Annotated in this window: 16 protein-coding genes; 10 read left to right on the top strand and 6 right to left on the bottom strand. The window is 58.4% G+C overall.

Translation table 11 applies throughout. From position 1 onward, the window contains the following. The first annotated feature begins 15 nt into the window (after window positions 1-15). The 6 genes from ACIY1O_RS00540 to ACIY1O_RS00565 are packed head-to-tail and all read left to right on the top strand — an operon-like array spanning window position 16 to window position 5,482. A complete protein-coding gene (locus tag ACIY1O_RS00540; protein ID WP_397473106.1) occupies window positions 16-939 on the top strand; it encodes a polysaccharide deacetylase family protein in 924 nt (307 codons plus the stop codon). Then, a complete protein-coding gene (locus ACIY1O_RS00545; RefSeq protein WP_397473107.1) occupies window positions 936-1,790 on the top strand; it encodes a branched-chain amino acid ABC transporter permease in 855 nt (284 codons plus the stop codon). The genes ACIY1O_RS00540 and ACIY1O_RS00545 overlap by 4 nt, the downstream gene beginning before the upstream one ends. A gap of 2 nt (window positions 1,791-1,792) precedes the next feature. Beyond that, window positions 1,793-2,716, top strand: coding sequence for a branched-chain amino acid ABC transporter permease (locus ACIY1O_RS00550; protein WP_397473108.1), 924 nt, complete (start codon window positions 1,793-1,795; stop codon window positions 2,714-2,716). Between the two features lie 30 nt (window positions 2,717-2,746). Then, a complete protein-coding gene (locus tag ACIY1O_RS00555; RefSeq protein WP_397473109.1) occupies window positions 2,747-4,006 on the top strand; it encodes an ABC transporter substrate-binding protein in 1,260 nt (419 codons plus the stop codon). A gap of 11 nt (window positions 4,007-4,017) precedes the next feature. After that, window positions 4,018-4,779 carry an ABC transporter ATP-binding protein gene (locus tag ACIY1O_RS00560; protein ID WP_397473110.1) on the top strand — a complete coding sequence of 254 codons (762 nt, stop codon included), beginning with the start codon at window positions 4,018-4,020 and terminating at the stop codon, window positions 4,777-4,779. After that, window positions 4,772-5,482, top strand: a complete 711-nt coding sequence (locus tag ACIY1O_RS00565; RefSeq protein WP_397473111.1) for an ABC transporter ATP-binding protein — start codon at window positions 4,772-4,774, stop codon at window positions 5,480-5,482. The genes ACIY1O_RS00560 and ACIY1O_RS00565 overlap by 8 nt, the downstream gene beginning before the upstream one ends. Window positions 5,483-5,584: 102 nt before the next feature. Here the strand turns inward: ACIY1O_RS00565 and ACIY1O_RS00570 are convergent, their stop codons facing one another. Continuing rightward, on the bottom strand, window positions 5,585-6,397 hold the full coding sequence (locus ACIY1O_RS00570; protein ID WP_397473112.1) for an outer membrane protein: 813 nt from the start codon (window positions 6,395-6,397) through the stop codon (window positions 5,585-5,587). A gap of 185 nt (window positions 6,398-6,582) precedes the next feature. Here ACIY1O_RS00570 and ACIY1O_RS00575 point away from each other — a divergent pair, with 185 nt between their 5' ends. Beyond that, complete coding sequence (locus ACIY1O_RS00575; RefSeq protein ID WP_397473113.1) at window positions 6,583-7,989, top strand: GntP family permease; 1,407 nt, start codon at window positions 6,583-6,585, stop codon at window positions 7,987-7,989. A gap of 39 nt (window positions 7,990-8,028) precedes the next feature. On the opposite strand, the gene ACIY1O_RS00580 is transcribed toward ACIY1O_RS00575, so the two are convergent. The 5 genes from ACIY1O_RS00580 to ACIY1O_RS00600 form a co-directional block, all read right to left on the bottom strand. Then, window positions 8,029-9,321, bottom strand: coding sequence for a TRAP transporter large permease (locus ACIY1O_RS00580; RefSeq protein ID WP_397473114.1), 1,293 nt, complete (start codon window positions 9,319-9,321; stop codon window positions 8,029-8,031). Then, window positions 9,318-9,821 (bottom strand): TRAP transporter small permease, encoded by a 504-nt coding sequence (locus ACIY1O_RS00585; RefSeq protein WP_397473115.1) that lies wholly within the window; start codon window positions 9,819-9,821, stop codon window positions 9,318-9,320. Before ACIY1O_RS00585 ends, ACIY1O_RS00580 begins: the two co-directional genes overlap by 4 nt. 17 nt (window positions 9,822-9,838) lie before the next feature. Further along, window positions 9,839-10,858: a TRAP transporter substrate-binding protein DctP gene (gene dctP / locus ACIY1O_RS00590; protein WP_397473116.1), complete on the bottom strand. Its 1,020-nt coding sequence runs from the start codon at window positions 10,856-10,858 to the stop codon at window positions 9,839-9,841. A gap of 91 nt (window positions 10,859-10,949) precedes the next feature. After that, the gene (locus ACIY1O_RS00595; protein ID WP_397473117.1) at window positions 10,950-11,447 is read right to left on the bottom strand and encodes a cupin domain-containing protein; all 498 of its coding nucleotides are present in this window, start codon (window positions 11,445-11,447) and stop codon (window positions 10,950-10,952) included. Continuing rightward, window positions 11,440-13,149, bottom strand: a complete 1,710-nt coding sequence (locus ACIY1O_RS00600) for an alkaline phosphatase family protein (protein ID WP_397473118.1) — start codon at window positions 13,147-13,149, stop codon at window positions 11,440-11,442. The genes ACIY1O_RS00595 and ACIY1O_RS00600 overlap by 8 nt, the downstream gene beginning before the upstream one ends. Window positions 13,150-13,276: 127 nt before the next feature. Between ACIY1O_RS00600 and ACIY1O_RS00605 the strand changes: the two genes are divergently transcribed. From ACIY1O_RS00605 to ACIY1O_RS00615, 3 genes are all read left to right on the top strand, one after another. Beyond that, entirely contained in the window at window positions 13,277-14,206 is a 930-nt protein-coding gene (locus ACIY1O_RS00605; RefSeq protein ID WP_397473119.1) for a LysR family transcriptional regulator, read from the top strand. Window positions 14,207-14,344: 138 nt separating this feature from the next. After that, window positions 14,345-15,250 carry an alpha/beta fold hydrolase gene (locus ACIY1O_RS00610; protein ID WP_397473120.1) on the top strand — a complete coding sequence of 302 codons (906 nt, stop codon included), beginning with the start codon at window positions 14,345-14,347 and terminating at the stop codon, window positions 15,248-15,250. A 112-nt stretch (window positions 15,251-15,362) separates the two neighbouring features. Further along, a complete protein-coding gene (locus ACIY1O_RS00615) occupies window positions 15,363-15,662 on the top strand; it encodes an I78 family peptidase inhibitor (protein ID WP_397473121.1) in 300 nt (99 codons plus the stop codon). The last annotated feature ends 5 nt before the right edge of the window (window positions 15,663-15,667 follow it).

The raw sequence follows: 15,667 nt of genomic DNA on the forward strand, positions 1-15,667 counted from the left end.
TTCCAAGGTAGCAAGATGGAGACAAAGCAGAAAACAGCAGCAAAGGGGGGCCAGTGGCCAACGGAACGCCTGCCTTACAGCGCCATTGTCGACAGGCCCCGGCTCGATCTGGGCGCCGATCTTCGCGTCGTCGTCTGGCCGGTCATCAATGTCGAGTACTGGTCTCTTGACCGGCCGATGGCCCGACAGGTCATTCCACCGCCCACCGGTGTTACCAGCCTGCCCGATATTGCCAACTGGTCTTGGCACGAATATGGCATGCGAGTTGGTTTTTGGCGTTTGCTGGAAGCTTTCAGCAGTCGCGGCATCGCAGGCACTTTATCGATAAACGGCCATGTCTGTGAAGCTTATCCAAGGGTTGCCGGCGCGGCGCTCGAGGCAGGCTGGGAATTCATGGGCCATGGCGACGTCCAGATTCCCATTCACGCGGTCGACGACCAGGCGGCCATGATTCTTCTGGCACAAGAAAAAATCCGGCGCTTTACCGGCAAGCCCGCGCTTGGGTGGCTGGGGCCGGGCCTGACACAAACCTTCGAAACAGTCGATTTGCTGCATGAAGCCGGCATACGCTATATCGCCGACTGGGTTCTGGACGACCAGCCGTGCAGGCTGAACACCTTGCACGGAGATATGGTAGCCATGCCATACTCGGTCGAGCTTAACGATATCCCCATGATGGCCGTGCAGCATCATGATTCTCAGGTCATGTTCACCCGTGTGCGCGATACCTTTGATCGTCTTTGGCAAGAAGGGCAGGAACAGCCTCGCATCATGGCCATACCAGTGCATCCCTTCCTTTCCGGTAGCCCTCATCGCATTCGCTACCTGGAACAGGCTCTTGATTACATCCTGGAGCACGACAAAGTTGCGTTCTGGACTGGTGAAGAAATCTACAGGCGGTATACGGAAAACAATCACACTGTCGGAGTCGGCGCATGATCGCCAACATAATTCAGATCGCTAACGCACTGTCTTTGTCGGCGCTGCTGTTTGTGGTGGCCAGTGGCTTCACGCTTATTTTCGGCTTGTTGCGCGTGGTCAACCTGGCGCATGGCTCTTTGTACTTGCTGGGCGGATACATTGGCATGACAGCGGGTCGCTGGAGCGGCAGCTTCTTTATCGGCGCATTGGTCGCTCTTGTCGCTATCGCGGTGCTGGGCCTGCTGTTGGATCGCGTGCTGCTCGAGCGCATCAAGAACCAAGATCTCAAGCAGGTCTTGCTTACCCTCGGTGTGGCGCTGATTATCAACGATGTCTGCCTGGTCATCTGGGGTGGCGACGCTCTTACCGTACGCGTGCCCCAGGCCTTGCGCGGTGCGGCCAACTTCGAGGGCGTGTTTTACCCAAAATATCGTATTTTCGTCATTGCAGCCGGCCTTGCCACGTTTGCCTTCTTGTGGGTTCTGTATAACCGGACCCGCCTCGGTGCGCTGATACGTGCCGGGGTCGACGACAAAGAGATGGTTCAGGCGATCGGCATCAAGATCAGCCGCCTGTTCGTTCTTACCTTCATGCTGGGTTCGGCGCTGGCCGGTTTGGGCGGGGTGCTGGGTGGGGCGTTTCTTACCTTATACCCCGGGGGCGACGCCGAGATTCTGGTGTACAGCCTGGCCATCGTCATCATAGGGGGCAGGGGCAGTCTGGGCGGCGCGGCCATCGGCAGCTTGCTTGTGGGTTTTCTGGCTACGTTCGGCCAAGTGTGGTTTCCCGAACTTGCTTACTTCATCATCTTCGGGCCTATGGCCTTGTTGCTGGCGTTTCGGCCATATGGCCTTTTTGGAAGGGCTTGACCATGCATGCAAACTTGAGAATCGGGCTTTGGCTGGTCATGGCAATCGTGCTTATCGTTGCTCCCTTGCTGCTGCCCACTTATCCGAAAATACTGCTCACCGAAATTCTGATTTACGGGCTGTTCGCCGCCTCGATCGACTTGCTCGCCGGCATGGTTGGCCGCACATCGCTCGGTCACGGTGCGATTTTCGGAATGGCGGCCTATGTGGTGGCTTGGTGCCAGCTTAGCGCGGGCATGGATATTTGGCTGGCCTCGGCGGCCGGCGTGGTGGGCGCCAGCCTGTTGGCTTTGCTGTTCGGCGTGTTGGCCGTGCGCACGACTGGGGTGTATTTTTTGTTGCTGACTCTGGCGTTGGGCATGGTCGTGTGGGGGGTTGCCTATCGCTGGGTCTCCGTCACCGGCGCCGAAAGCGGGTTGCGCGGCATCGCCAGGCCGGAAATTCTTGTCGACCACAACATGTTCTATTGGTTCGTGCTGGTGGTGGTCGGGGTAGTGTTCTGGATGTTGCGCCTGATGGTGCATTCCCAGTTCGGGCTTGCCTTGCGGGCTATTCGTGAAAGTCCGCATCGCATGGCGACCTTGGGCTACAAGGTGCCCCATGCCCTGACGCTGGTTTTTCTTGTGTCGGGCTTTGCCGCAGGCGTGGCGGGCGTGCTGGGCGTGTTGCTTAATAGTTTCGTCAGTCCCACCAGCGTGGCACTGACTCAATCTGTGAAAGGCTTGCTGATGGCTATTCTGGGTGGCATCGGCACGCTTTGGGGAGGCTTCGTCGGGGCCGCCGTCATTATCACTCTCGAGAACGTGGTCAGCTTCTATACCGAGCGATGGGCATCCGTACTGGGCGCTCTATTCGTGCTCACCATGCTTTTTGCACCCAACGGCATCATAGGCCTGTGGAGCAGAGGCAAGAAAACCCGTGGGTAGCAATACCCCGTATAAAACCAGGAGACAACAATGAATCGTAGAAACTTCGTGATTCGCAGTGCACAAATGGGGGCTTTATTGGCCGTTCCCGGCCTGACCATGCGTGCGTTCGCCAACGACGGTCCCATCAAGATCGGTTTCATGTCGCCACTTACCGGAACCGCGGCTGCGCCGGGCCGTGAAATGCTCGATGGCTGGAACCTGTTCTGGCAACAGCACGGGCTTACCATTGCAGGGCGGCCAGTCGAAATTTTCGTCGAAGACGACGGTTCCAACCCCGACACCTCGCTGCAAAAAGCGCGCCGCCTGGTCCAGCAGCAAGGCGTTCATCTGCTGGTGGGCAATATTCTTGCCAACACGGGCTTGGCTGTGGCCGAACTGGCCAAGACAACCGGCGTGCCTTACCTGATGCCCGCCGTGGCGGCCGACGAACTCACGCAGCGCAGCCGCATCCCCAACGTATTGCGCACGGGCGGCTTTTCCGCCAGCCAGATCACGCGTCCCCTGGCCGACTGGGCGGTGAAGCAGGGCTATAAGAAGGTGGCTACGCTTGGCCAGGATTACGCTTTCGGCCATGAACAAGTCGGGGGGTTCGTGCAAACCTTTACCGAAGGCGGCGGCACGGTGGCGGGTCAGTTCTGGCATCCCCTGGGCACGGCCGATCTCAGCCCCTATCTGGGACAGATCCAGGCCTTGCAACCCGACGTGGTGTTCTCGGTGCAGACCGGGGCCGACTCCGCGCGGATGCTCCAGCAATGGTGGAACTTCGGCTTCAAAGACCAGATTCCCCTGCTGTCGTCGCAAAACGTCACCGATCAATCCGTCATCCGCCATCTTGAAGCTGAAGAGTGTGAAGGCATTATGTCCAGCTCTCACTTCGCCGAGGGCCTCGACAACCAAAAGACGCGCGATTTCGTCGAAACCTATAAAGCAGCCTACAAGCTGCTTCCGGGCATCTTCGCGGCCGAAGGCTTTACCGGAGGCCTTTGGCTGGCCGACGCACTTGAAAAGATACAAGGCAAGGCACAAGACACAGACGCCCTGATAGAAACCTTGATCTCTGAAAAGGTTTCCGGCAGTCCTTTGGGCGAAACCTTGTCCCTCGATAGCTACGGCAATCCTATCTTCGATGTGTATGTGCGCAAGGTGGTCAAGCAGGCAGACGGCACCCTCGTCAACGAGGTCGTCGAAACCTATCCGCAGGTATCGCAATTCTGGACGTACGACCCTGAAGAGTTCATGAAGTCGCCGCCGTACAGCCGCGATTATCAAGGCATTAAGAAATCATAAGGATGCTGGGTTTGGAAACTGAAAACGCTCTTGAGTTGACCGGGATCAGCAAGAACTTTGGTGGCCTGAAAGCGGTCGACAATGTGTCGATGGCCGTCAGGAAGGGCACTACCCATGTCGTTATCGGCCCCAACGGGGCCGGCAAGACCACCTTGTTTGCGCTGATATCCGGTGAGCTCGAAGCCAGCACGGGGCGGGTCAAGCTGTTCGGCCACGACGTAACGTCGTGGTCGGCAACGCGCCGGGCGCGCCACGGCATGAGCCGCACCTACCAAATTACCAATATTTTCGCCGATCTTACGGTCGAGCAAAATATCTTGCTGGCCATACGTGGCCGGCATAAAGGGCGTCTTAGCTTGCTTAAGAAAGACCGGCCTTCGGCCGATATGGACGACACAATAGACGAACTGCTTTTTCGTTGCGGCTTGAAAACCCGCCGCCATTCACGGGCCGGTGACATGTCGTACGGAGAGCAGCGCTTGCTGGAGCTTGCCATTGCCATCGGCAACGATCCGCGGGTTTTGCTGCTGGACGAGCCGGCGGCAGGTCTTTCACCCGCCGAGCGCGGTCCCATGGCGGACACCATCCGGCGGCTATCCGAGAGTCTTACCGTGGTGCTGATAGAGCACGACATGGAACTGGCGCTTGGGTTGGCCGACCGTGTTACGTGCTTGCATTACGGCGCCTTGCTGGCCGAAGGCACGCCCGCCGAAATCCGGGCCAACGAGAAGGTGCAAGCGGTGTATTTCGGGGGAGCCGGCGGTAATGCTTGAAGTCAAATCCATATCCAGTGGCTATAAAGACGCCCAAGTCCTCAGAGACGTAAGCCTGGTCGTGCCCGAAGGCAAGATCGTCGGGTTGCTCGGGCGAAACGGAATGGGCAAGACCACGCTCATCCGTTCGATCATGCAGGTTACTCCGCCAAACGTTATCTCGGGTTCAGCGCTGTGGCGAGGCGTCGAACTGATGGGCATGCCCATCGACGAGGTCGCAATGCTTGGAATTGGCTTCGTGCCCCAAGGACGACGGCTCTTTCCATCGCTAACCGTGCAAGAGCATCTCGATATCGTGCCCACCCGCCAGCCTGACGCCGGCCACGTCAACTGGACTGCGGCTCGTATTTACGAGCTTTTCCCGCGCCTGGCTGAACGTAAAAAGCACAGGGGCAACCAGTTGTCCGGCGGTGAACGGCAAATGCTGGCCATAGCGCGTGCGCTTAGGCTTAACCCCAGCCTGTTGTTGATGGACGAGCCTACAGAAGGCCTGGCCCCGGTCATGGTCCAGCATGTCGAGCGTGCGGTGCTCGAACTGAAAAAAGACGGCATCACCACGTTGCTGGTAGAACAGAACCTGCGCAGTGCGCTTACGGTTACCGACGATGTCTATATATTGGAAACCGGCCAGGTGGTTCATCAGTGTTCTGCGAAAGAACTGGCGGGTGATACCGCGACCCTGCACCGTTACCTGGGGGTGTAGGGCCGGCCGGCGCCGACAGACGGAAACGATATTCGGCGTCGGCGTTTTAAGTTGCGGGCTGCTCGCACAGAGCGCGGTGCATGCTTCGGGAATGCGCTTGCTTCAGAACTTGTATTGCAGGCCCGCGACGAACAAGTTGTAATTTTGGCGGCCCATATCCACCTTCCAGGTATGGGTTGGCAAGTGCACGCCGGGATAATCGGTGGCGCCGAACTTATAGCTGGTGGCGTTGATGGAAAGGCGCCTGTATTCGGCGAACAGGGTCAGGTTTCTTGAGATTTCGCCCTTGAGACCGGCCTTGATCTGCATGGCGAAGGCTGAGTCCGACGCATTGGGGCCGGAATTGAAATGGTTGATGCCCGGTTCGCTGGGGTTGGCCGAGTCGGCCCCTTTGATGGAAACGAAAGCCATGCCGGCGCCCACGCCCAGATAGGGAAGTATCCGTTTCGAGTACGGGGTTTCGAACGTAAAGATGGCGTTGGCCAGAAACACGCCGGCAGTGGTGGGAACTGTAACGTACTGCATGCCCAGGAAACGCGGCATCACGGGCATTTCGCCGGTGGGCGAGTGCTTGCCGATATAGATGCCCTCGATCTCGGCGGCGGGCCGCAGGCCCCAGTTCGGCCCCAGCTTCAGGCGGTTCCATTCGTAGCCCAGGTGGGCGCCTCCCAGGGCAACGTTGGTGCTGCTGGAAGTCGACCCCTGGGCGTTGATGGGTAGTAATGGTATGGGCGAGTCGGGCGGCAGGATGACCGCACCGCGCTGCTGCAAGCTGGTCGCCGTTGCGGCGCCAAGCCCGCCGAATATGCCTATATACATGCCTTGGTTGTCGGGGGCTTGCTGGGCGAAAGCGCCGGCGGGGGCCATTGCCGCCAAAGCCAAGGCAGCGGCTGAAAGTGAAGGGATACGAACCATGAGGTCTCCTACCGGGCGGATATGTTTTTTATTGAATGGTCATACATAGTTGCCTCGTTATGGTAGACGTTTCACGGAAGCGGCGCCATAAGGCGGTACCATCTAGGCGATCCCACCTAGGCGACCCTACCTAGGCGGCCCCACCCCTCGTCATATACACCCCTGTCATATACAAGGCTTGATGCATGACCAGTACGCTTGCAATCGTCGTTTCGCTTCTTTTGCTGATGTTTCTTGCCTATCGGGGCATTACCGTGCTGTTGCTGGCCCCCTTGATGGCCGCATTGGCGGTGATGCTGTCGGGTGAGATTTCGTATTTCCTGCCGATCTATACTGAAACCTTCATGACGGCGCTCAGCGGTTATGTGCTGCAGTTCCTGCCCATTTTTCTGCTTGGCGCGCTGTTCGGACAGCTCATGGCCGACTCCGGCGCGGCCAATACCATTTCGCGATGGATTGTCGAGCGCCTGGGCCACAAGCACGCGATTCTGACCGTGGTGCTGGCCTGCGCCGTACTCACCTATGGCGGAGTGTCGTTGTTCGTGGTGGCATTTGCGATCTATCCCATCGCGCGTAGCCTGTTTCGCGCCGCGAATATTCCGAAGCGGCTGATTCCGGCTTCCATCGCCCTGGGCTCGTTCACTTTTACCATGACGGCCATGCCTGGAACGCCGGCCATCCAGAACGCCATTCCCATTCCATACTACGGCACCAACGTATTCGCGGCGCCGGGCCTGGGCATCATAGGCAGCATCATCATGCTGGCGGGCGGAATGTGGTGGCTGCTGACGCGTCAGGCCAAGGCGCAGCTGAAAAATGAAGGCTACGGTGAGCATTCCGATGACGACGTCGGTGCGGACATTCAAGAAGCAGAGCGGGGTCCCATGTCGCGCATGCCGCTCACACTTGCAATACTGCCATTGCTTCTGGTGGTGGGCGTCAATGCTTTGTTCACCTATGTGGTGTTCCCCAACATGGACATGAGTTTCGTCACGGAACGCTTTCCGGACGTGGCGCCGGACAAGATGACGGGCCTGTGGGCCCTGATCGTGGCGCTGGTAGCCGCCTGCGCAACCTTGGTTGTCGTGCGGCTGGGCCGATGGATCGATTTGCGCGAAACCGTCAACAAAGGCGTCTTCGGCTTCATGCTGCCGTTGTTCAACACTGCTTCTGAAGTGGGCTATGGCGCTGTCATTGCCGGCTTGGCGGGTTTTGCCATTATTCGCGATGCGGTGCTTAATGTGGCGCCGGGCAACCCGCTGGTTTCCGAGGCCGTCGCCATGAACGTGCTGGCGGGCATCACCGGCTCGTCTTCAGGGGGCCTTAGCATCGCCTTGCAGACCCTGGGCGCCGACTACCTGCGCATGGCCAACGCGGCCGGGATCAGCCCTGAACTTCTGCACAGGGTCGCGGTGATGGCGGCCGGAGGGTTCGACACCTTGCCCCATTGCGGCGCCATCATCACCTTGCTGTCCATTTGCAAGCTTACCCACCGGCAGTCGTACCTGAATATTGCCGCTGTCACGATGGGCGCGCCGTTTATCGCCCTGGTTACCGTTATTGTGCTTGGCACTGCTTTTGGAAGCTTCTGAGCCGCGAGCGGTGCATCGCGGCCCGGCCCGGCCGCCGCGCTAAAGCCATCTTAGCGGGTACAGAGCGAGCATGGGGAACGCGATCAACAAGGCTACAGCGATGACGTTCGCTATGACGAAGGGTAGGCTTCCCGCAAAAATAACCCGGATGGGAACATCTTGATTCATCGACTTGACTGTGAACACGTTGATTCCGACGGGCGGAGTCAACATGCCTATTTCGATCAGCATCACGACGAAGACACCGAACCATATTGGGTGGATGCCTATCGACGTTGCAATCGCGTGGAAAATGGGCGCGGTCAGAATCATCAGGCTCAGGCTTTCCATCATCGCGCCCAGCACCAGGTAGATCGCCACCATGGTCAGCAATACGCTGAGAGTGCCCGTGCCTTGCTGTCTGAGCAATTCGATTAGTGCGCCCGTAAGACCGGACAATGTAATGAAGTTTGCGAACACAAAGGCGCCGAAAACGATGGTGAAGATCATCGCGGTGGTCTTGGCTGTGTCGATCAGGCATTCAAGAAAAATGGCCCACGACATTTTTTTTCGCAGTATGCCGATCAGCAATGCGCCCGAAGCGCCGATACCCGCTGATTCAGTGGCGGTAAATATGCCTGCGTAGAGTCCGCCGATAATGCCGATGAATAGCAATAGCACGATCCAGACGTTCTTCAACGACGCGAAGCGTGCCCGCCATTGCGTGCGTTCTCCGGTGGGCCCCCACGCCGGACGTACGACGATGATCGTAAAAACAGCAATGATGAATAGCACGGCCAGAAGCAAGCCGGGTACGATCGTGGCGATGAACAACTGGCGGATATCTGTATTGGTGAGTAGCCCGTATATGACCAAAGGTACCGATGGGGGTATAAGCACGCCCAGCACGCCGGCGGAAGCCACCGAGCCGCAAGACAGCGCGTCGTTGTAGCCCAGGCGGCGCATGGGCGGGATGGCCACTTTGCTCATGGTCGCCGCTGTGGCAATAGAGCTTCCCGAAATTGCGGAAAACACGGCGCAAGCCGCCACGGTGGCGTGGGCGAGGCCCCCCCGCAAATGGCCCAGCCAGGCATTGGCCGCCTTGTACAAGTCTTCCGATAGATCGGCCTTGTGTACGAATAGCCCCATAAGAATGAACATGGGCAGCACTGACATGCCGTCGTTGACGGAGGCATCCATGACTTGCTGGGCCACCATCGAGAAGGCCGCATCGAATCCGCCACGCAGCAATGCAAAACCCACAGCGCCCACGAGCAGCATGGCAAAGGCCAACGGAACGCCCGCGAACGCCAGCAGGAACAGAACGACGAAACCAAGCAGTGAGATCATCATGGCGTTGTCTCCGGTGGGGCGAACGCGGTTCTCAGTGTGGCGATGAAGCGCAGGCCCACAGCCACGACGGCCAACGCCGCGAAGCCCGCCATGAGGTAGGCCAGAGGAGCCATTGGAAGACGCAGCACGAGGGTCATGGTGTTGTTTTGTGCATGCTCGACCGCCTGGGTCCAGAGCCGCCACGAAATAAGGGCCAGTGCAATGCCGCTGATCAATTCGCAGGGAAGCTGCAAGTACACCCGCTTATTCGGGCTTAGGGCGTAAGAGAAAAAGTCGACGGTGATGTGTCCGCCCGCCCTGGTTACCAGAGGCAATGCGGCGAAGATCGTTATGGCCATCGAAAACTGGATCATTTCGGCCGCGCCCGGAATGGGGCTGGCGAAGAAATAACGGGCAAAGACATCCGAGAAGGTCAGGGCGACGATCAGCGCCAGGGGTATGGCGCTGACGAAACCCAGGGCACGATCCAGGTGATCGGCGCCAGGAATGTTTAATGTCATGGTCGAGATCCGGCTGTTCAGTTGGCGTTGGCTCGAGCTTCTTTCTCATACATCATCAGGGCCGCCTCGCCGTCGACACCGGCTTGCTTGGCCGAGGCCAGCCAATCTTGCTTCAGTTTGTCACCGTATTGATGAAACGAACCCATCAAATCGTCGCCGGCTGTCAGGAATTTCTTGCTTTCCGCAGTGGCGTCGCTACGCAGCTTGGATTCAAGTTCGTCGATGGCGGCCAAGCGAGCAGAGAACGCCTCGCCCGACAGCTTCATGATGATTTCCTGGTCGGCTTTTGGAATGGAGTTCCAACGTTTCTTGTTCATGAACAAGGCGAAGCTGGGAGCGGATAGCTGGCCGGGGATGTCGGTAATGGTTTTGGCGTACTGAATCGTGTGAAATGCCGTCGAGCTGTAAAGCGGGTAGCCGGCGAAGGCATCGACAGTGCCGCCGGATATGATCTCGTAGCTGCGTGCGGCTGGCGCCACCACCACGCCCGCGCCTGCCGACTCGAGCATCTGGGCGATGTTGCCCGCCACCGAGTAGACCTTGATGCCTTCCAGATCGGCTTTTGATTCGATGGCATTGTGCATGCCGTAAATAGGGCCCCCGGGGAAGGTGAACAGGGAGAGCAGCTTCACGTCCTTGTATTCGTCCGCCTCGGCGAAGAATTTCTCGTAGGTTCGCCATAGAGCGATGGAACTGCCTTTGGCATTCACGTTTATGAACGGCAAGTGGGCGATCTGGGAAAGCTTTACACGCCCTTGCAGAAAGCCGTGATACATATAGGCGCCGTCAAACACGCCTTTTGTGACTCCGTCCATCTGGGCTTGGGGCGCGGCCAGGCTGGCGGGGGCGAATTCAATCTTGACACGCCCTTCGGTCGCCTTCGCGACGTCTTTGGCCCAGGGCTCCATGACAAGGGTATTGAACGGGTCCTGTGGGACCATGAACATATTGAAGAGCAGCTTTGTATCCGCTTGGGCGGTTGTCCCCACGGCCAGCAGCGTAAGCAAGCCGGCACAGAACCAGGTTTTGATTTTCATGTGTGTCTCCTTTGATAGGTATGAGGCAAGGCTGAAACAGCCTCTTGGCAAGAGTGTCATTCCTCTTGCTCTTGTTTCCAAACTTGTTTTTTTATTTACTTGTTTCAGTCACTTCTTTCGTGGCGGCCGAAGACACGGGCGGACCGAACAGCACATCATAGTCGCGAGCTATTTTGACCGCTTCGGCCGGATTGGTGACATTGTGCAGCCGGCGATACAGCTCTAATAATTTGCCGGCAGGTGCAGCCCAGAACAAGGCCGTTGCGGGCTCGCCCGAGTTGTTGAAAAAGGCATGCGGCAGACCTCGGGGCATGCGGACCAGGTCTCCGCTGCTTGCCGAGCGTTTCTTCCCGTCAAGCAGCAGGTCGATGCGGCCGTCAATGACGAAGATGTATTCGTCTTGATACGGATGCGTATGAGGCGGAACGAAGGTTTCGATGGGAAACGTCGCATGCCAGGCGAAGCTGTCGTCGCTGGACTGTTTGGGAACGTAGATTTGCCCCATGACGTTCCATGCGACGCCGTCCAGCCCCACATGGGAGGGCGTGATGTCTGGCGTTTCAGAAGTGTGGTCGGTGGCATCAAACATGGTGTGTGTCTCCGTGTTGTGAGGTCAACCTATCCAAAGTGGGTTTGACCAATGGATTAGTGGAGGCGAAGCGGGGCTTGAATCCCTGGCGAGCCTGTGCCAATGATTCTTCGTCCCAGTAGCCGATCAGAATGCCGCCTTCAGAGATGCGAGGCTGAACCTCTACAGACTCGATGGCCGCATCGCTGACCGTTACGCGTTGGCGGGGTTGCCTGGCCCATTGGAACAAGGCCTCATGCAGGCGGGCTCGGGCTTGCACGTGCTCAGCTTGCTGCGAAGCGCCCAGGTCGTGAAATTCGTTGGGGTCGTTTTCCAGGTCGTACAACATGGGCCGATAGTCTTCGAACAACACGTACTTCCAGCGCCCGTCAAATATCATGCGCATCCACGCTTGGCGCGGAGGCGTTTGCAGGTCGATGCGGGCGTCTTGAAAAGCGTAGTCGTATTCGCAAATGACGGCATCCCGCCAGTCTTCGGGTTGCTCTCCGAACAGCAAGGGTCGCAGCGAACGTCCGTCGATCACGTGGGGTACGGCCTGGCCGCCATACACATCGAGAAAAGTCGGCGCCAGATCGACGGCCTCGACGAGGGAGCGGTTGCGGGTGCCCCGGGTGCTGTCTGCTCGCGAGTCTGGGTCGTAGATGATTAAGGGAACGCGAATTACGGGTTCGTGGAACAGGTCTTTTTCGCCCATCCAATGGTCGCCCATGTAATCACCATGGTCGGCCGTGAAGACGATCATGGTGTTGTCCAGCAGCCCGCGCTCTTCCATGAACGAGAACAACACCCCGAGCTGATCGTCGATCTGCTTGATCAAGCCCATGTAGCCGCACATTACTGTGTCTCGTACCTCGTCGCGAGAGAAGGTTTGCGAGACGCGATGCTGCATCATGGCTTCGTACACGGGGTGCGGGTCTTCGCGCTCTTGTTCAGATCGCACCACAGGCAGTGCATCTGACGGCTTGTACATGCTTGCGTATGGTTCGGGCGCGATATATGGCCAGTGCGGCTTGATGTAGGACAGGTGCATGCACCAGGGCTGGTCGCCGGCCTCTTGGATGAAATCCATGGCGCGGCGCGTTATGTAGGGTGTTTCAGAGTGCTCTTCGGGGATGCGCGCAGCCCGATTCGAATACTTCAGGAACCAACCCGAGCGAAGCGTGCCGTCGGGGTCTTCCGTGGAGTTGGCCCATTCCTCCCAGGGGTTGTCGCCGTCGAAGCCATGGTCGCGCAAGTACTGATTGTAGGCGGGGTCGGGGTCGTGTCCCGAGTAGGGGTGTATGCCGTCGTCTCGTTCGTACGGATCGAATCCGCACTCGGAAATGCGTACGCCGATTTTCGAGTCGGGATCGATTCCCAGCCGGGCCATTCCGGAAAGATCGGCCCGCATATGGGTTTTACCGACCAGTACCGACTGCACGCCCAAGGGGCGCAGATGATCACCTATTGTCATTTCTCCCACCTTGAGCGGGACGAAGTTCCAGCTGGCCCCGTGGGAATGCACATACCGGCCGGTGTAGTAGCTCATTCGGGACGGGCCGCATACCGGGGACTGCACATAGGCGCGTTCGAATATCACGCCCTTTGCGGCGAGCGCGTCAAGGTTCGGGGTCTTCAGGTGAGGGTGGCCAAAGCAGGACAGGTGATCTGCACGCAATTGATCGCACATAATGAAGAGAATATTCTTCACTTTACGTGTCATTGTCTCCTCCAGGGTGATGTGTCGTTGAGGTTATGGTTTTGATTTTGATTGTAGGGAAGGGATCAAGACTCCAGTAGTGTTTTGTTTTCACGTCTATTACCATTGGTTATCACAAAGTGGAGGCGGCATGCGACTGGAACAGCTCGAATTATTGATCGCTCTGGCAGAAAAAGGCAGCCTTCGGGCTGCCGCGGAAACCATGAATGTCACCCAGCCAGCGCTGAGCAAATCGTTACGGCAGTTGGAGGAGGAATTCGGTGTCACCATGGTGCATCGCAGCGCGCGAGGCGCGCGGCTTGCGCCCGCCGGTGAGATTCTGGCGGCTCGGGCGGTAACGGCCTTGCGCGAGCTGGATCGGGCCCGCGAAGATATAGCGCGCCATTTGGGCAACGCTGCCGGCCAGGTGACCTTGGGCATGTCGCCGGCTGTGTCCATTCTTTTTTTGCCGGGGGCGGCGGCACGCTTCGGGGTGCGCTGGCCGGGTGTAAAGCTGTGCATGCGTGATGTGCTGTATCCGAATGCACTGCGCCAGTTGCGTAGCGGCGAACTCGATTTTCTGTTGGGCCCGCTGCCGGCGGCGGGTGTGGGCGATGACCTTCTTCGCCAGCCTCTGTTTCATAGCCAGGAGGTTATCGCAGCACGGCGGGGCCACCCTTTGGCGCGCGCCAGGCGTCTAAGCGACCTGGCCGAGGCGAGCTGGGTGCTTACCGGACCGGCGCACGGGCCCGGCGACCCGGCTCACCTTCGATTCGAGACACGGGGTCTGAAGCCGCCGCGGGTAGAGCTTGAGTGTGAGTCGTTTTCCACATTGCTGGGGTTGATGTCGGGTCTGGACGTTGTCGGCATCATGCCCAGCGCATTTCTAGAACGATACGGGCGAAGGGCGGGGCTAGTCGCTCTGCCTATTGAAGATCCGCTGCCCGTTACCACCATCCATGTTGTACTGCGCGCAGACACGCCGTTGACACTTCCCGCACAAGATCTGCTCGAGGCGTTTTTGCAGGAAGCCAGGGAATTCAGCCGCAGATCCGATCTTGCGGGCGACCAAGTCGAGTAATCGCCCCGCATGGGCCGCATACCAACGCGACGAATGGTTCGGGGTATTATCGTGAAAGAAAGAAGCGACGGCCGCAGACAGCCAGCAGGCAGTGCGAGCTTTGAACCGTCGCAGCCACCCAGAACGAGGAATAGTTTCATGCAGTCAGCAGCAGCAACACCGCTCAGGCAATCGCTTGAGGTCGCAACCGACGACGAGGTGCTTATCCGGGCGCGGGTTTACGGCCCCGAATCGGCCACACGCTTGATCGTCAGTCATGGAAACGGCTTGGCCGCCGACGGCTATGCCTCGTTCTGGAAGCCGCTTACCGCCGACTACCAAGTGGTTGTGCTCGACTTTCGCGGACACGGTCGCAGCGATCGCGGATCGTTGGAAAACCACTCTTGGACGCAGCTCCTGCTTGATTTTGATCTTGTGATGCGTTCCATCCGCGACGAGCTGGGCGAACGCAAGACCTACGGCGCCTTCCATTCTTTATCGTCGGTGATCTCCTTGCAGCATGCCAGGCAATTCGGGCCGGTACTTGACGGCCTTGTGCTGTTCGATCCGCCCATCATTCCGCCCGACGGCCATCCCTTGCAGTCTGCACACGTGGAAGAAATGCTGAATTTGGGGCGTCGTGTGCGCAGGCGCCGTACCCATTTTGACAGCTGGCAAGAGTTGGCCGAGCAGATCAGGCGCAATGGCATGTACGCCCGCTGCCTGCCCGAGGCCTGCGATGAGCTGGCGCGTGCCTTGGTGCGTCCGGTGTCCGACGATGAAAAAGATGGATGGGTGCTTTCATGCGACCCCGAACACGAAGCGAAAATTTTCGAGACCAACGACGACACCAGCTTGTGGCCCTGGCTGGCGCAGATCGACTTCCCTGTCAGGTTTCTTTGTGCCGACCCCGCTGTGCCGGGTGTCCAGCCTTCGGCGCCCATCGGGCGCGAGCTTGCAGCTGAGTTCAACCTGGATTATGTCTGCGTGCCCGAAACGACCCATTTCCTTCAAATGGAGCGTCCCGATCTATGCACTGAACTGGCGCGCGATTTCTGTCGCTGATCAGCGTTTGGATACTTTTGGTGTCGACCAGGGCATGGGGATTGCTAAGCGTCGACAGTATCCATGAAGGCGTTTGCCGTTCAGGTGTCTGTCACAAAACCTAGGAGACGATATGTTCACACGAGCGTTGTTGATATCTGCCGCGACCCTGGCCCTGGTGGCTTGTTCGTCGGTTGATTTGAATGAACCGGCTGATGATTCCTTGCCGCGTATCTGCAATGCGGACACGGCCTCTCACGTTACAGGCAAGCGCATATCACCCGAGCTGGAACAGGAAGCCAAGCGAAGCAGTGGCGCCGGAATGCTTCGGGTAATACGCCCCGGCCAGATGGTGACCAAGGATTACCGTTCCGAACGCCTGAACCTGCAACTGAATGATCACGACGTAGTGACAAGGGCTTATTGCGGCTAGCCTGG

The organism is Pusillimonas sp., assembly GCF_044464525.1.
Classification (GTDB): domain Bacteria; phylum Pseudomonadota; class Gammaproteobacteria; order Burkholderiales; family Burkholderiaceae_B; genus Pusillimonas.

Excerpts from the sequence above, each read along its gene's own strand:
- ACIY1O_RS00610 (WP_397473120.1), top strand. The coding sequence starts at position 14,345 with ATGCAGTCAGCAGCAGCAACACCGCTCAGGCAATCGCTTGAGGTCGCA.
- ACIY1O_RS00545 (WP_397473107.1), top strand. The coding sequence starts at position 936 with ATGATCGCCAACATAATTCAGATCGCTAACGCACTGTCTTTGTCGGCG.
- dctP (WP_397473116.1), bottom strand. The coding sequence starts at position 10,858 with ATGAAAATCAAAACCTGGTTCTGTGCCGGCTTGCTTACGCTGCTGGCC.
- ACIY1O_RS00540 (WP_397473106.1), top strand. The coding sequence starts at position 16 with ATGGAGACAAAGCAGAAAACAGCAGCAAAGGGGGGCCAGTGGCCAACG.
- ACIY1O_RS00595 (WP_397473117.1), bottom strand. The coding sequence starts at position 11,447 with ATGTTTGATGCCACCGACCACACTTCTGAAACGCCAGACATCACGCCC.
- ACIY1O_RS00600 (WP_397473118.1), bottom strand. The coding sequence starts at position 13,149 with ATGACACGTAAAGTGAAGAATATTCTCTTCATTATGTGCGATCAATTG.
- ACIY1O_RS00565 (WP_397473111.1), top strand. The coding sequence starts at position 4,772 with ATGCTTGAAGTCAAATCCATATCCAGTGGCTATAAAGACGCCCAAGTC.
- ACIY1O_RS00605 (WP_397473119.1), top strand. The coding sequence starts at position 13,277 with ATGCGACTGGAACAGCTCGAATTATTGATCGCTCTGGCAGAAAAAGGC.
- ACIY1O_RS00575 (WP_397473113.1), top strand. The coding sequence starts at position 6,583 with ATGACCAGTACGCTTGCAATCGTCGTTTCGCTTCTTTTGCTGATGTTT.
- ACIY1O_RS00585 (WP_397473115.1), bottom strand. The coding sequence starts at position 9,821 with ATGACATTAAACATTCCTGGCGCCGATCACCTGGATCGTGCCCTGGGT.
- ACIY1O_RS00570 (WP_397473112.1), bottom strand. The coding sequence starts at position 6,397 with ATGGTTCGTATCCCTTCACTTTCAGCCGCTGCCTTGGCTTTGGCGGCA.
- ACIY1O_RS00580 (WP_397473114.1), bottom strand. The coding sequence starts at position 9,321 with ATGATGATCTCACTGCTTGGTTTCGTCGTTCTGTTCCTGCTGGCGTTC.
- ACIY1O_RS00615 (WP_397473121.1), top strand. The coding sequence starts at position 15,363 with ATGTTCACACGAGCGTTGTTGATATCTGCCGCGACCCTGGCCCTGGTG.
- ACIY1O_RS00550 (WP_397473108.1), top strand. The coding sequence starts at position 1,793 with ATGCATGCAAACTTGAGAATCGGGCTTTGGCTGGTCATGGCAATCGTG.
- ACIY1O_RS00555 (WP_397473109.1), top strand. The coding sequence starts at position 2,747 with ATGAATCGTAGAAACTTCGTGATTCGCAGTGCACAAATGGGGGCTTTA.